The organism is Anaerococcus nagyae (genome assembly GCF_040364225.1).
GTDB classification, from domain to species: domain Bacteria; phylum Bacillota; class Clostridia; order Tissierellales; family Peptoniphilaceae; genus Anaerococcus; species Anaerococcus nagyae.
This window is the reverse complement of the sequence record NZ_AP031484.1, coordinates 1,151,130-1,165,885: the sequence shown is the minus strand read 5'-3', so window position 1 is coordinate 1,165,885 and position 14,756 is coordinate 1,151,130. Positions and strand designations below refer to the sequence as shown.

The following is a 14,756-nucleotide window of genomic DNA, read 5'->3' as shown; positions in this document are numbered from 1 at the left end:
AGTTATTATGATTTGGTATCCTTATGAACAATTGAAAACAATGAAAGATCCCTACAAAGTTGTTGATGCTAAGGGAGTTTATCTTTACACAGAAGATAACAAAATGATAGACTCTGTTTCTTCATGGTGGAGTAATATCTATGGTTATAAAAATGAAAGATTAAATGAATCAATTATAAATCAAGTAAATAAATTTTCTCATGTCATGCTTGGTGGAATTACTCATGAACCTGTAGAAACTCTTTCTAATAAATTAAAAGAATTTTTGCCTGGAGATTTAGATTACCCTTTCTTTTCTGACTCTGGATCTGTTGCAGTTGAAGTAGCTCTTAAAATGGCACTTCAATTTTATATGAATAAAGGTGAAGAAAATCGAACTATGGTCCTTGCGCTAAAAAACGCTTATCATGGAGATACTTTTAAAACTATGGAAGTGGGAGATGATGAAGACTATCATTTTGTTTTAAAGGCATATGGAAAAAGCAAATATGTAGTTCATATACCAACAGAAATTGATGCATTAGAAGATGCTTTTGAAAAATATGGGGATAGATTAAATTCATTTATAGTTGAACCACTCCTTCAAGGAGCTGGTGGAATGAGGATGTATGATATTTCCTTCTTAGAAAGAGCCAGAGAGCTTTGTGATGAGTATAATGTACTTTTAATTTTTGATGAAGTAGCAACAGGTTTTGGTAGAACGGGAAATAGATTTGTGGCAGATTTAGTTTTGCCAGATATAATTTGTTTAGGAAAGGCACTAACTGGAGGTTACATTGGTCATGCAGCTACAGTTGCAAATAAAAAAGTTTTTGATGCCTTTTACGACGACAATCCAACTCATGCGCTTATGCATGGTCCAACATTTATGGCAAACCCATTAGCTTGTTCAGTAGCAATTAGTGGAATAGAAATTTTTGAAGAAGAAAATTTTATGGAAAAAATAAAGAGAATAGAAGAGATACAAAGAGAAGAGATGGCTGGATTCACACATCCTAAGATAGAAGAAGTAAGGGTTATGGGTGGATGCGTTTGTATTGAAGTAAAAGATGAAAAAGACATTCGTGGTTTTCAAGAATTTGCTTATAAAAGAGGAGTATTTGCAAGACCTTTTATAAAGTATATTTATTCCATGGTGCCTTATGTAATAAGTGAAGATGAACTTAGAAAAGTTATGAGAACTATGAAAGAGTGGTTTGAAAGATAATTTTATATTTTATTATTTTTTTATAGCCCTTTGATAGATAGTAAATGACCACATAGTGTAAGAAAAGGAAGTGAGTCCTATCTTGCACTATTTTTGTACAATGAAAGATTAGTATGTTTTATAGTTAAAATATCCGTCCAAAAACTAAGATCATATAGTTCTAGAAATTTTTAAAAATGAAGATTATTAAATTAATTAGAAAGATTATAAGAATAAAAAATATTAATGGGGCTATTGTAGAATGAATGAATCGTCCCAAAATCATTAGAAGAACCTATACAGAAATTTTCTCTCCACGAGATGGCAGGCTATATAAATAATTTCCTAGGAGAACTTCTTCTAATGAAGGGATGATAACTATTCATATTTTTGTAACAGATCATGCTGCTATGTTCTAATTTAAATTACCATATGGCAGAATAACCTAATTAATTTCAGTTAAACTTGACTTTTGTTAGCAAGTTTTTTACTGTTACTTACTAATTTAGGATCAATAACGTTCATAGTTTCATAATCCAACAAGTCTGGATCCCTATATGATTTTTGCATAGAGGCTGTTAAGGCTAGACCTATTAGAATCAAACAAATTAATTGGAAAGTACCTCCAGAAGATAATAGTGGAAGTGGAATACCTGTTACGGGCATGATTCCTATAGTCATACCAATGTTTTCAAATATATGTATGAAAAGCATTGCTGCTACACCTGTTACCATAATAGTTATAAAAGTATTATTAGATTTACGGGCTATCATTACTAATCTAATAATTATAATGGTAAACAATATTACAAGAATTATAGCACCAATAAACCCTAGTTCTTCAGCTAAAACAGAAAAAATAAAATCTGTTTCTTTTTCAGGGATATATCCGTATTGAGACTGACTACCTTTTAGAAATCCTCGTCCATTAAGCATTCCAGATCCTATGGCTATCATACCTTGATATTGTTGCCAGTTTGATCCTGAAATATCACGTGAAGGATTTAGGAAGTTTTGAATTCTATCAGCTCTAAAGCCAGAAAGATTAGTCAAAAGTATATATCCTCCTACAAGTCCAATTACTGCAAATAACCCTATCCATTTCCAAGAAATTCCTGCTACAAAAAGCATAGCAGCAACGAAGAAAAGATAAACCATTGCTGTACCAAAGTCAGGTTGTAATAAAATAAGACCAACAGGTATTGCAGCAAATATTAACACTCTTAAAAGAATAAGAGGTTCATTTAGCTTATCCTTATACTTATCAATGTAGGCTGCAAAAGAAAATATCAAACCAACCTTTACAATTTCTGAAGGTTGGATGGAAAATGATCCTATATAAACCCAAGATTTGGCTCCCCATTCATCCAGTCCACGTCCCAAAAATAGTGTCATCACTAAAAGAGCTAGACTTATAGCATAAATTACTTTCCAAGATTTTTTTATTACATCAAGATCCATTGTACAAAGTACAGCTATTAATATAAAGCCAATCACTGTTGAAGCTATTTGCGTTTTAATAGCTGAAAAATCTCCTCCTTGAGCCGAATACAATACAATTAGACCATAGATACTTAAAATTAAAGTTGCAAAAAGCAAAATTAAATCAAGTTCTTTTAAATTTTTTTTCTTTAAATTAAACATTCAATCACCTCATATCTAAGAACTTATTATACCATTATTACTTATTTTTTTATACAAATATATAGTATAGTCCTAATAAAGGATAAGGTGATAATATTTTAAAAAAAGAAGAAATAAAAGAAGTTTTAGATATTTTAGATGATATGTATAAGGATCCTTCAGAAAATATGTTGGAATTTGAAACGCCTTTTGAAGGACTCATAGCAACCATGCTTTCAGCTCAAAGCACTGACGTAAGAGTAAATTTAGTTACAAGCAAACTTTTTAAAGAAGCTAATACTCCAGAAGACTTTGCTAAAATGGACATAAAAGACTTGGAAAATTGGATAAAGTCTATAGGTATATACAAAAATAAAGCGAAAAATATAAAAGCCACAAGTCAAATCCTTTTAGATGAATATAACGGAGAAGTCCCAAAGGAAAAAAAGGAACTCATAAAACTACCAGGTGTAGGGGTAAAGACTGCTAATGTTGTCTTAGCAAATGCTTTTGATATACCAGCTTTTCCAGTAGATACCCATGCATTTCGTGTATCAAATAGGCTAGGTCTAGCTGATGCAGATAATGTAACTAAAACTGAAAAACAATTAGAAAAGAATGTAGAAGAAGAAAGATGGAATCTCACTCACAAGCAATTAATAAGCCATGGTAGAGCTATTTGTAAGGCTCGTAGTCCAAAATGTTCTGAGTGTAAACTAAGTAAGCTTTGCTTATATTATAGGAGTAATAATGATTAAACTTTTTGCCATAGATATGGATGGTACTTTGCTAAATTCTAAGGATAGGATAAATGAATCAAGTATTGAGGCAATAAGAAAATTAAATGAATCTGGCGTAAAGACAGTTCTTTGTAGCGGTAGAGTAGTGACTTCTCTTAAAGTTAACAATGATATACTTCAAACAGATAATCCGATGATTGCAAACAATGGTGCTATTATAAAAGTAAATAGCAAAAAAGTTCTAAGTACTCATCCTTTAGAAGATAAGCATCTTAAAGAAATAATAGATTTTTGTGAAAATCATAAATTTGTTTATCATTTTTATGATGAGGATACATTTTATTCAAATTCTTTAGATTTTGATAGACTTGAACATTTAAAAAGGGATACAGATTATGGATTAAATTATCAATGTAATATAAATATATCTGAAGATCCTTACAAAACGTTAAAGCAAAAAGATCATAATGCAACAAAAATTTTAATAGGATGCTTAGCAAAACATCCTTATGGAGAAGAAAAATCAGTTAAAATAATTGAAAATGAGTTTAAAGATAGATTATATATTACCTCATCAGGTTGGGGATCAGTAGAAATTATGGAGCCTGCTGTTAATAAGTGGAATGGTATCTTAGAGTTGGCTGATTTTTTGGGTATAAAAGTAAACGAAGTAGCTGCAATTGGAGATTCATTCAATGATTTACCAATGATAAGTAAATCTCATTTAGGTTTTGCTATGGGCAATGCTAATGATGAAGTTAAAAAAATAGCTTCTTATAAAGTGTCTGATAATAATAGTACAGGAATAAGCGAAGCCGCAAATATAATATTAGAATATAATAAGGAAAATCCAAATGTTTAATATAGTTTTATTATCCCCAGAATATCCAGGAAATGTAGGAAATATTGGTAGAACTAGTGTATTGACAGAATCCAATCTTCATCTTGTTAGGCCATTTAAATTTGATTTTTCAGATAAAGCACTAAAAAAAGCAGGTATTGATTATTGGAATAAAGTAAATCTTACCATTCACGATAGTATGGATGAGTTTTTGGAATTTATAAAAGATAAAAATTTTTACTTAGTAGAAACAGGTACTGACAAAAAATATTCTGATGTAGAATTTAAGGATGGAGATTATTTAATTTTTGGTAGAGAAAAAGAAGGAATAAATCAAGCTATTCTTGATAAATATAATGAAAAAATCATTACTATTCCAATGACTAAAAAGATAGACAGATCTTTAAATTTAGCTAATTCTGTAACTATAGTCTTATATGAAGCTTTAAGACAAAATAATTTTAATTTTTAGGAGAATAAATGTACGATATTATAATTTTAGGAGCAGGTCCAGCAGGACTTACAGCAGGTCTTTATGCAGGCCGTTCAAAACTGAACACTCTAATAATAGAAAAAAATATACCAGGTGGACAAATAGCAACAACTGCAACAGTAGAAAATTATCCGGGATCAATGGAAGAAGCCACTGGAATGGGTTTATCAGATAGAATGTATGATCAAGCTAAGGAATACTGTGAATTCTTAACAACAAATGTAATAGAAGTTAACTTAGAAGGAGAAATTAAAAAAGTTTATACAGAAGATGGTAAAACTTTAGAAGCAAAAGTAATTATAGTATCTACCGGAGCAGATCATAGAAAACTTGACGTAAAAGGCGAGGAAGAATTTGCTAATATGGGAGTTTCATATTGTGCAACTTGTGACGGTCCATTCTTTATGGGTCTAGATATTTTTGTAGTAGGTGGAGGAGATAGTGCTTTAGAAGAAGCCCTATATCTAACTAAATTTGCAAAATCTGTCACTATAATTCACAGACGTGACCAATTTAGAGCAAGTCAAGTGGTTGTGGATAAAATAAAAGCTAACGGAAAAGTTAAACTTGTATTAGATTCTGTAGTTCATGAAATCAAAGGTGATAAAGAAGCAAAATCAGTTGTTGTAGAAAATGTTAAGACTGGTGAGCTAACAGAATTAAAAAGTGATAATAATAACCCAATTGGGGTATTTATATTTGTAGGATATATACCACAAACAAAAATATTTGAAGGTAAGCTTGATATGAATTATGGGTATATAGTTACTAACGATGATATGAAAACTAACATCGAAGGTGTATTTGCCATTGGGGATACCCGTGAAAAGTCTGTAAGACAAATGGTAACAGCCGCTGGAGATGGGTGCATCGCTGCAGTGGTAGCTAATAGATACCTTGAAGGACAAGCGTGGTAGCATACCTTGACAAATTACTAACGTATAGTTAAATGTAATTGTAGAAAACTTTTAGGAGGAATAATGACAACAAAAGTAGCAATCAACGGATTCGGTAGAATCGGACGTCTTACACTTAGAAGAATAGCTGAAGTACAAGACGATATTGAAGTAGTAGCTATTAACGACCTAATTGACAAACACGGCCTTGCTTATGCATTTAAATATGATACAGCACAAGGAAGATTTAATGGAGACTTTGAAGAAACAGAAGATGGATTTAAAGTAAATGGTAAAGAAATAAAAATCTTTGCTGAAAGAAATCCAGAAGACCTACCTTGGGGAGATCTAGGAGTAGATGTTGTACTTGAATGTACTGGACTTTTCACACAAAAAGAAAAAGCAGAAGCTCACATTAAAGCAGGTGCTAAAAAAGTTCTTATTTCAGCTCCAGGCAAAGGCGAGATGAAAACTATCGTTTACGGTGTAAACCATGAAACACTTGATGGCTCTGAAACAGTAGTATCAGCAGCAAGCTGTACAACAAACTGTTTAGCACCAATGGTAAACGTATTAAATAAAGAATTTGGTTTTGTTACAGGTCAAATGTCAACAATCCACGCTTACACAGCAACACAAGCTATCCAAGATACACCAGCAACTAAAAAAGACCTTAGAGGGGGACGTGCAGCAGCACAAAATACAATCCCAGCTTCAACAGGAGCTGCTAAGGCAGTAGGTAAAGTATTACCAGAAGTTGATGGTAAAATTGATGGTACAGCATTAAGAGTTCCAGTAATTACTGGCTCTGTTACAGAACTTTACTCAATCCTTGAAAAGAAAGTTTCTGTTGAAGAAGTTAACGAAGCAATGAAAAATTACTCAAATGATGCATTTGCTTACGAAACAGAAGATGTTGTATCAAGTGATATTGTAGGATACCCAGCAGGATCTGTATTTGATTCTCAACTTACAAAAGTTGTTGAAAATGGCGATACACAAATCGTTAAAACAGTTGCTTGGTATGATAATGAAGCAGGTTATGTATCTAACCTTGTTAGAACACTAGATTATTTAGCTAACCTTTAAGAGATAGTATAGGGGCAGAGATATTTATCTCTTGCCCTTTTATTTTTAAGGAGAATTATGAATAAGAAAACAGTAAAAGATTTAGATGTTAATGGTAAAAAAGTTCTTGTAAGAGTAGATTTTAACGTTCCTCTTTCAAAAGAAAATAAAGGTGAAATAGCTGATGATACAAGAATTAAGGCAGCTTTACCAACTATAGATTACTTATTAGAAAATAATGCTAAAGTTATTTTAATGAGTCACTTGGGTAGACCAAAAGGAGAAGCAAATCCAGACTTTGCCCTAAAACCAGTTGCTGATTGGTTAGAAAATCATTATGGAGAAAAATTCCACTTCATCCCATCTCCAGAAGTAGTTGATGAAAAAGTAAAAGAAGAAGTAAACGAATTAAAAGATGGTGAAGTAGCACTTCTTGAAAATACACGATTTGTAGCTGGGGAAACTAAAAATGATGAAGAATTCTCAAAACAATTAGCTTCACTAGCTGACTTATATGTAAATGATGCCTTTGGTACTAGCCATAGATCCCACTCATCAAATGTAGGTGTTGCAAGTATTCTTCCATCTGCTGTAGGATTTTTAATAGAAAAAGAAATTGATGTTATGGGAAAGGCCCTAGAGGCCCCAGAACATCCTTTTGTTTCAATTCTTGGTGGAGCAAAAGTATCTGATAAGATAGGTGTAATAGAAAATCTTATAGGTAAAGTTGATACTATACTAATTGGTGGAGGTATGGCTTATACATTCCTTAAGGCACAAGGAAAAGAAATAGGGAAATCTTTACTTGAGGAAGATAAGATGGACTTATCACTCGAATTAATTGAAAAAGCAAAAGCTAATAATGTAGAAATTTTATTACCAGTTGATGCAGTAATAGCTGATGAAATAGAATCTGGAGTAGAAACTGAAATTGTAGACATTGACAATATCCCAGCTGATAAAGAAGCATTAGATATAGGTCCAAAAACTGCTCAAATATTTGCTGAGAAAATTAAAGATGCAAAAACAGTTGTTTGGAATGGACCTATGGGAGTATTTGAAATCAAAGAATTCTCAAATGGTACAAATGAAGTTGCTAAAGCTCTAGCAGAATCAGAAGCTACTACTATTGTAGGAGGGGGAGACTCAGCTTTAGCTATTGAAATGGCAGGACTAAAAGATAAGATCACTCACGTATCAACTGGTGGAGGAGCAAGTCTAGAATTTTTAGAAGGTAAAGATCTACCAGGCATTTCTGCAATTGAAGATAAGTAAGGAGTTATTATGCGCAAACCAGTAATAGTTGGAAACTGGAAAATGAATATGACAGTAAGCGAAGCTAAAAGTTTACTAGAAGAAATCAAAGAAAAAGACTTAGACCAAGAAGTAGAAGCAGGTGTTTGTACGCCAGCTGTTGATTTACCAATTGCTGCTGAACTTCTAGAAGGAACAGATATAAATTTTGGTGGAGAAAATATGTACTATGAAGAATCTGGTGCATTTACAGGAGAGATCTCTCCACTAATGCTAACAGATATCGGTGCAGACTATGTTATCTTAGGTCATTCCGAACGTCGTGATATTTTTGGTGAAGATGATAAACTAATTAATGAAAAAGTTTTATCAGCATTTAGCCATGATTTAACACCTATACTTTGCTGTGGTGAATCTCTTGAAGAAAGAGAAGCTAATAAGCAAGAAGAAAAGGTAAAAGCACAATTAACAGCTGATTTAGCTGATGTGAGTGAAGAAGATATCAAAAAACTTATAATTGCCTATGAACCAATCTGGGCTATAGGAACAGGAAAAACTGCAAGCGCTGAAGATGCAGAAGCTATGTGTGCATTTATCCGAAATCTAATAGCTGAATTATATTCTGAAGATGCAGCAGAAGCAGTACGCATACAATATGGTGGTTCAGTAAAACCAGCTAATGTTAAAGAATTAATGGCAAAAGAAAATATTGATGGCGCTTTAGTAGGTGGTGCAAGTCTTAAAGCTGATGATTTTGCCGATTTAGTAAATCATAGAAAATAGTTAGTAAATAATATTTATATATAAAGGAGATTAATAATGAGTTTAATTACAAGTGTATATGCAAGACAAATCCTAGATTCAAGAGGAAATCCAACAGTAGAAGTTGAAGTAGAAACAGAACTTGGCGGTTTTGGTCGTGCTTCAGTACCATCAGGTGCATCAACAGGTGAATGGGAAGCTGTAGAACTTAGAGATAATAACGAAGATTATTTCTTAGGAAAATCAGTAATCCAAGCAGTAGATAATGTTAATGAAAAAATAGCTGATGAACTAATCTTAGTATATGATGTTACTGATCAAGTAGGCATAGATAATAGAATGCTAGAACTAGACGGAACAGAAAACAAAGGAAATTTAGGAGCAAATGCTATCCTTGGAGTTTCTTTAGCAGTAGCAAAAGCTGCAGCAGATGAATTAGGACTTCCACTTTATGCTTATCTTGGTGGGCCAAATGCAAAACTTCTTCCAACTCCAATGATGAATATTTTAAACGGTGGAGAACATGCTGATAACTCAGTGGACATTCAAGAATTTATGATCTTCCCACTAGGAGCTGATAGCTTTGCAAATGCTCTACAAATAGGTACAGAAGTATTCCATAACCTTAAAAAAGTATTAAAAGAAAAAGGATACAATACAGCTGTAGGTGATGAAGGTGGATTTGCTCCAAATCTTAAATCAAACGAAGAAGCTCTAGAAATTATAGTAGAAGCCATCAAAAAAGCTGGATATGAACCAGGAAAAGATGTATATATAGCTATGGACTGCGCTTCAAGTGAATTTTACAATAAAGAAGATGGTAAATATCATTTAGAAGGTGAAGGAACAGTTTACACAGAAGAAGAAATGATAGACTGGTTAGAAAGCCTTGTAGAAAAATACCCAATCATTTCAATAGAAGATGGACTTGACGAAAATGATTGGGAAGGATGGTCCAAACTTACTGAAAGACTTGGAGATAGAGTTCAACTTGTAGGTGATGATTTATTTGTAACAAATACACAAAGACTTGAAAAAGGTATCAAAGAAAATGTAGCAAACTCAATACTTGTAAAAGTTAACCAAATAGGATCTCTTACAGAGACACTTAATGCTATTGAAATGGCTAAGCAAGCTGGATATACAGCAGTAGTTTCTCATAGATCTGGTGAAACAGAAGATGTTACTATAGCAGATCTTGTAGTAGCTGTTAATGCTGGACAAATCAAAACAGGTGCTCCATCAAGAACAGATAGAGTAGCTAAATATAATCAATTATTAAGAATTGAAGATGAACTTTGGGAAAATGCAGAATTTAAAGGATTAGATGCATTTTATAATATTAATAAATAAGTTGATGGTAAGTAAAAAAAACGGGGTTAAAGGCTCCGTTTTTTTCTTTTGAAAGGAATTATTTATTTCATTTGAGAAAGATGGGTAATATAATAACAGCTTAATCTATAGGGTAATTGCTAAATGACATTTTCTGTGGTATTATAATGAGTGATGAAAACGGAGGTGTCTTGATGGAAAATTTCTTTGCAGTACTTTTGATGATTGCATCTGCTATAATAATTGTAGCTGTTACAATGCAAGATCCAAAAACTGAAGGACTAGGAACACTTACTGGACAAGAAACAAACGTGTTTGGTAGAAGTGCTCATAGAACTAAAAACGAAATGTTAGATAAAGTTGTAATTGCAGGAGGAGTACTACTATTTTTAGCTAGTATTATAATGCTTGCAGTTATGTAAGAGGCTATAGATATAACTCTAGCCTCTTTTTTATTAGAGAAAAGGATAAGAGATGAACCTAAAAGAACTAATGTTAAATATTATTTACGATGAAAACTATGAACCAATGACAATTAAAGATCTTGAAAATTATATGAAAGCTGACAAATACACAAAATCTGCTATAGTCGATGAACTTAAAGAGTTAGAAAAGGAAAATAAAATCCGCATTTCCCATAAGAAGAGAATTATGCCATTAAGCTTAGAAGAAACATCTTTACTAGGAAAAATTTCATTAGCTCAAGGTGGTTATGGTTTTTTTATTTCAGATAATAAAGATTTTAATGATGTATACATTGGCAAAGATAAGCTCAAAGGCGCCTTTGATAATGATAAGGTTCGCATCGAAATTACTAAAAAGGAAGAAAAAGGTCGCAACGCAGAAGGACGTGTTGTAGAAATTATAGAACGTGGAAACACAAGAGTAGTAGGTACTTTTCAAGAGTCAAAAGGTTTTGGTTTTGTTATAGCAGATAATAAATCAATGACTCAAGATATTTATATAGAAAAAAAATTATCTCATGGAGCAAAGAATAAGGATAAGGTCGTAGTTGAAATTATTAATTATCCCAAAAAAGGCAAGCCAGAAGGTAGAATTGTTGAGATAATTGGACATAAAAATGATAATAATGTTGATGTATACTCGCTTGTTGCACAACATGGTGTACCTTATCAATTTTCGAAAGAAACCAAAAAAGAAGTTTTATATATAGATAAAGAAGTTAATCCAGATGATTATAAAAATCGTACAGATTTTAGAGATTTATTTACCGTTACTATAGATGGAAGAGACTCTAAGGATTTTGATGATGCAATATCAATAGAGAAAAATGGTAACAACTATGATTTATACGTCCATATAGCGGATGTATCCCATTATGTAAAAAAAGGAAGAAGCCTAGATAATGATGCCTATGACAGGGGGAATTCAACATATTTATATAATGTTGTAATCCCAATGCTTCCAAAAGAACTTTCTAATGGAATCTGCTCACTGAATCCTAATGTGGATAGACTAACTTTATCATTAAAAATGACTATAGATGGAAAAGGAAAGGTTATTGCTAATGATTTCTATAAGGCGGTCATAAATTCAGACCATAGATTAGTCTATGACGATGTAAATAACTTTATTGATCATAATGATGAAACTGTTTATGATGATGAATTATTAAAAGAAAAACTTTTATTATTTGATGAACTTCATAAGATTTTAAGAAGAAAACGTGAAGAAAGAGGAGCTATAGACTTTAATTTTACTGAGAGCCAGATAGACGTAAGAGAAGATGGTAAAGTACTTAATATATCAGTCCATGAACGTGGATCTGGTAATAAGATGATAGAAGAATTCATGCTAGCAGCTAATGAAACAGTAGCTACATTATTTGGTTATATGGATTTTCCTTTTATATACCGTATACACGAAAAACCATCTACTGAAAAACTAGATAATTTTAAGCGTGCTTTAAATACTATGGGATATAATATTAGAGGAAATGAACTATATCCTAAAGATTTTCAAAGGATCTTAGAAGAGGTAGAAGGAGAAGATGAAGAGAATATCATAAATTTACTCATGCTTCGTACTATGCACAAAGCAAAATATAGCAAAAAACGTGATATACACTTCGGACTTTCTACAGAGTTTTACACTCACTTTACAAGTCCTATTAGGCGTTATCCAGACCTTATAGTTCATAGACTATTAAAAAAATATATAGAAAATAATCTTACTAAGCTAAATCAGGTAAGCCTTGAGATGAGTTTAGAAAAATCAAGTGAACATCTATCTATGACAGAAAGACGAAGCGAAGATTGCGAGAGAGACGTAGAAGATCTTATGAAGTGTAAGTATATGCGTAGGTTCATTGGAGAAAAATTTGATGGAACAATATCATCTATAACCGACTTTGGAATTTTTGTAGAATTGGAAAATACCGTTGAAGGCTTGTTTATGTATAAGTTTTCTAATGAGCGTTTTGAATATCAAGAAGATAGCCTAAAAGCCTTTAATACAGACAAAAAAAAATACTATTCTATAGGTGATAAGGTAAAAATAAATGTATTAAATGTCGATATATATGATAGAAATATAGATTTTAATTTATTGGAGGAAAATGAAACAATTAGCGAATAATAAAAAAGCTTTCCATGACTACTTCATAGAAAAAAAATATGAAGCAGGCATAGAACTTTTAGGAAGTGAAGTAAAGAGTATGAAACAGGGTAAAGTTAGTATCAAAGAAAGCTATATAGGCGATAGGAATGGGGAGATGTTTGTCTATGGCATGCATGTGACTCCCTTTAAAGAAGCCTATGAACAAAGTATAGATCCAACACGCACAAGAAAATTATTATTACACAAAAAGGAAATAAACAATTTAATAGGAAAAAAGACCCAAGATGGTTATACTATAGTGCCCTTAAGTGTATATGAAAGAGATGGTCTAGTAAAAATCCAAATTGCCCTAGCTAAGGGTAAAAAGCAATATGATAAGCGTGAAACTATAAAAAGAAAAGAAGCAGATCGTAGGATAGACAGGGCCCTAAAAAACTATTAAGCAGTCGACCATAATCATTGTCGATTTTTATTTTAATTTAAAATAAAATAAAAAAATGGTATAATAGTCCAGTAACTTAAAGGAGGACAATATGAGAAAAGTATTACCAATAATTTTATCAGGTGCCTTACTTACAGGTTTTGGAGTTAATTCTCAAAAGACTGAGCAAGACTTAAACCCTCAAATTATAGATGTACAAGCTGAAAATACAGTGAAAAAAAATAAAAATAACTTTGAAAACTTTGATTTAACATCCTTAGATAAAAGTGATATAAATGCTATAGACCAAACTGATGTAGCCTATGTTAAATCAAACGAATATAATGATCTAAGTCAAGAAGAAAAATCATATATGTATAATGCTTGCCTAGAAGCTATGAATAAACTAGGCTTTGAAACTGATAACTTTACCTATGATGATATGAACAATCTCTATAATTCTTGCAGAAATTATATGTTAGAAAATAATGTAGACCCAGAAACATTTGGTCTAAAAGATCAAGCAAAACTTTATAATATGTGCCGCAACTACTTGAAAAATAGCAATTCTGATAAAAAAGTAGGCTGCATGTCTAGAAGATAAATCTAGAATTTTAAAACCAGGGAATAACCCCCTGGTTTTTTTATTTTAAGTCCGATTTTATTACCATTAGCTTACTATCTTTAGTAGCTTTTAAACTATGAGCTAGACCTGGATCTAATTGGATAATATCACCAGGTCTTATAGTAAATTCTTTGTCTTCTTCAGTAAATATAACTTCCCCTTCATAAATTACAACTACCACAGACATAGAAGTATCATGTGTAGGTATTATTTGATCAGCTTTTATGTTTAAGTGAGTAACTACTTGATTATCATTTTGGTATATATGTTGCACCTTTTCATCAAAATCTTTAATAGAATATTTCATAAACCCTCCTAAAAAATTTATTACTTACATTTTACTGTCTATTTAGTTATAATCTATATATGCGCAAAAAAAGGAGAGTAAAATGAAGAATAATAAAAAAATTTCTAACATACTAGCTATTTTTATAATACTAGGTATCGCATTAATAAATAATATAGATTTCTTTAACAATACGAATAGTGATTATGAAACAGGTAGGATAGTAAGAGTTGTAGATGGAGATACGGCAGTAGTTAAAATAAAAAATGAAAATCAAAAAGTAAGATTTATAGGTGTAGACACCCCAGAATATAATCCAAAAAGAAATATATCTCAGCCTTGGGGAAAAGAAGCATCAGAATTTAGCAAAAATTTATTAAAAGATCAAATAGTTTACTTAGAAAAAGATACTTCAGATACTGATAAATATGGAAGATTGTTAAGATATGTTTGGCTAAATCCACCAGAAAAACCAAATCATCCGACTTATGAAGAAATAGAAAATCAAATGGTAAATGGAATTTTAGTAAGAGATGGATATGCGAGGGCTAGAGAATATAAACCAGATACTCACTATAGAGATATTTTTAGAAATATTGAATCTGAGGCAAAGATAAAAAAAGTAGGACTGCGGGGTTTAGGAGAATAA

The 14,756-nt window shown here is 31.8% G+C and carries 16 protein-coding genes; 14 read left to right on the top strand and 2 right to left on the bottom strand.

The genetic code is table 11. The features are described from left to right. Window positions 1–7: 7 nt before the first annotated feature. The gene (gene bioA / locus ABXG81_RS05705) at window positions 8–1,207 is read left to right on the top strand and encodes an adenosylmethionine--8-amino-7-oxononanoate transaminase (RefSeq protein ID WP_353528496.1); all 1,200 of its coding nucleotides are present in this window, start codon (window positions 8–10) and stop codon (window positions 1,205–1,207) included. Between the two features lie 438 nt (window positions 1,208–1,645). Here bioA and rodA read toward each other — a convergent pair whose 3' ends face one another. After that, complete coding sequence (gene rodA, locus ABXG81_RS05700) at window positions 1,646–2,830, bottom strand: rod shape-determining protein RodA (RefSeq protein ID WP_353528494.1); 1,185 nt, start codon at window positions 2,828–2,830, stop codon at window positions 1,646–1,648. Between the two features lie 95 nt (window positions 2,831–2,925). Here rodA and nth point away from each other — a divergent pair, with 95 nt between their 5' ends. The 12 genes from nth (at window position 2,926) to ABXG81_RS05640 (ending at window position 13,800) form a co-directional block, all read left to right on the top strand. Next, entirely contained in the window at window positions 2,926–3,567 is a 642-nt protein-coding gene (nth, locus tag ABXG81_RS05695; RefSeq protein ID WP_353529244.1) for an endonuclease III, read from the top strand. Further along, entirely contained in the window at window positions 3,560–4,411 is an 852-nt protein-coding gene (locus ABXG81_RS05690; protein ID WP_353528493.1) for an HAD family hydrolase, read from the top strand. The genes nth and ABXG81_RS05690 overlap by 8 nt, the downstream gene beginning before the upstream one ends. Continuing rightward, a complete protein-coding gene (locus tag ABXG81_RS05685) occupies window positions 4,404–4,862 on the top strand; it encodes a tRNA (cytidine(34)-2'-O)-methyltransferase (protein ID WP_209813867.1) in 459 nt (152 codons plus the stop codon). The genes ABXG81_RS05690 and ABXG81_RS05685 overlap by 8 nt, the downstream gene beginning before the upstream one ends. 8 nt (window positions 4,863–4,870) lie before the next feature. Continuing rightward, on the top strand, window positions 4,871–5,800 hold the full coding sequence (trxB, locus tag ABXG81_RS05680; protein WP_316122370.1) for a thioredoxin-disulfide reductase: 930 nt from the start codon (window positions 4,871–4,873) through the stop codon (window positions 5,798–5,800). 63 nt (window positions 5,801–5,863) lie between these two features. After that, window positions 5,864–6,868 carry a type I glyceraldehyde-3-phosphate dehydrogenase gene (gap, locus tag ABXG81_RS05675; RefSeq protein WP_117521436.1) on the top strand — a complete coding sequence of 335 codons (1,005 nt, stop codon included), beginning with the start codon at window positions 5,864–5,866 and terminating at the stop codon, window positions 6,866–6,868. 57 nt (window positions 6,869–6,925) lie between these two features. Beyond that, the gene (locus ABXG81_RS05670; protein WP_117521438.1) at window positions 6,926–8,122 is read left to right on the top strand and encodes a phosphoglycerate kinase; all 1,197 of its coding nucleotides are present in this window, start codon (window positions 6,926–6,928) and stop codon (window positions 8,120–8,122) included. 9 nt (window positions 8,123–8,131) lie between these two features. Continuing rightward, window positions 8,132–8,884 (top strand): triose-phosphate isomerase, encoded by a 753-nt coding sequence (gene tpiA, locus ABXG81_RS05665; RefSeq protein ID WP_117521440.1) that lies wholly within the window; start codon window positions 8,132–8,134, stop codon window positions 8,882–8,884. 36 nt (window positions 8,885–8,920) lie between these two features. Next, window positions 8,921–10,216 (top strand): phosphopyruvate hydratase, encoded by a 1,296-nt coding sequence (eno, locus tag ABXG81_RS05660; RefSeq protein ID WP_316111993.1) that lies wholly within the window; start codon window positions 8,921–8,923, stop codon window positions 10,214–10,216. Between the two features lie 173 nt (window positions 10,217–10,389). Further along, on the top strand, window positions 10,390–10,617 hold the full coding sequence (secG, locus tag ABXG81_RS05655) for a preprotein translocase subunit SecG (protein ID WP_209813874.1): 228 nt from the start codon (window positions 10,390–10,392) through the stop codon (window positions 10,615–10,617). 52 nt (window positions 10,618–10,669) lie between these two features. Further along, the gene (gene rnr, locus ABXG81_RS05650) at window positions 10,670–12,793 is read left to right on the top strand and encodes a ribonuclease R (RefSeq protein WP_353528491.1); all 2,124 of its coding nucleotides are present in this window, start codon (window positions 10,670–10,672) and stop codon (window positions 12,791–12,793) included. Next, entirely contained in the window at window positions 12,774–13,217 is a 444-nt protein-coding gene (gene smpB / locus ABXG81_RS05645) for an SsrA-binding protein SmpB (RefSeq protein ID WP_353528490.1), read from the top strand. Before rnr ends, smpB begins: the two co-directional genes overlap by 20 nt. Window positions 13,218–13,308: 91 nt before the next feature. Beyond that, window positions 13,309–13,800, top strand: coding sequence for a hypothetical protein (locus ABXG81_RS05640; RefSeq protein WP_353528489.1), 492 nt, complete (start codon window positions 13,309–13,311; stop codon window positions 13,798–13,800). A gap of 40 nt (window positions 13,801–13,840) precedes the next feature. Here the strand turns inward: ABXG81_RS05640 and ABXG81_RS05635 are convergent, their stop codons facing one another. Continuing rightward, window positions 13,841–14,128, bottom strand: coding sequence for a cupin domain-containing protein (locus tag ABXG81_RS05635; RefSeq protein ID WP_117521452.1), 288 nt, complete (start codon window positions 14,126–14,128; stop codon window positions 13,841–13,843). Between the two features lie 82 nt (window positions 14,129–14,210). Here ABXG81_RS05635 and ABXG81_RS05630 point away from each other — a divergent pair, with 82 nt between their 5' ends. Further along, on the top strand, window positions 14,211–14,756 hold the full coding sequence (locus ABXG81_RS05630; protein WP_316115948.1) for a thermonuclease family protein: 546 nt from the start codon (window positions 14,211–14,213) through the stop codon (window positions 14,754–14,756).

Bases quoted from the DNA above. Each gene is read 5' to 3' on its own strand.
- bioA (WP_353528496.1), top strand. From the start codon at position 8: ATGATTTGGTATCCTTATGAACAATTGAAAACAATGAAAGATCCCTAC.
- rodA (WP_353528494.1), bottom strand. From the start codon at position 2,830: ATGTTTAATTTAAAGAAAAAAAATTTAAAAGAACTTGATTTAATTTTG.
- ABXG81_RS05690 (WP_353528493.1), top strand. From the start codon at position 3,560: ATGATTAAACTTTTTGCCATAGATATGGATGGTACTTTGCTAAATTCT.
- ABXG81_RS05685 (WP_209813867.1), top strand. From the start codon at position 4,404: ATGTTTAATATAGTTTTATTATCCCCAGAATATCCAGGAAATGTAGGA.
- trxB (WP_316122370.1), top strand. From the start codon at position 4,871: ATGTACGATATTATAATTTTAGGAGCAGGTCCAGCAGGACTTACAGCA.
- gap (WP_117521436.1), top strand. From the start codon at position 5,864: ATGACAACAAAAGTAGCAATCAACGGATTCGGTAGAATCGGACGTCTT.
- ABXG81_RS05670 (WP_117521438.1), top strand. From the start codon at position 6,926: ATGAATAAGAAAACAGTAAAAGATTTAGATGTTAATGGTAAAAAAGTT.
- tpiA (WP_117521440.1), top strand. From the start codon at position 8,132: ATGCGCAAACCAGTAATAGTTGGAAACTGGAAAATGAATATGACAGTA.
- eno (WP_316111993.1), top strand. From the start codon at position 8,921: ATGAGTTTAATTACAAGTGTATATGCAAGACAAATCCTAGATTCAAGA.
- secG (WP_209813874.1), top strand. From the start codon at position 10,390: ATGGAAAATTTCTTTGCAGTACTTTTGATGATTGCATCTGCTATAATA.
- rnr (WP_353528491.1), top strand. From the start codon at position 10,670: ATGAACCTAAAAGAACTAATGTTAAATATTATTTACGATGAAAACTAT.
- smpB (WP_353528490.1), top strand. From the start codon at position 12,774: ATGAAACAATTAGCGAATAATAAAAAAGCTTTCCATGACTACTTCATA.
- ABXG81_RS05640 (WP_353528489.1), top strand. From the start codon at position 13,309: ATGAGAAAAGTATTACCAATAATTTTATCAGGTGCCTTACTTACAGGT.
- ABXG81_RS05635 (WP_117521452.1), bottom strand. From the start codon at position 14,128: ATGAAATATTCTATTAAAGATTTTGATGAAAAGGTGCAACATATATAC.
- ABXG81_RS05630 (WP_316115948.1), top strand. From the start codon at position 14,211: ATGAAGAATAATAAAAAAATTTCTAACATACTAGCTATTTTTATAATA.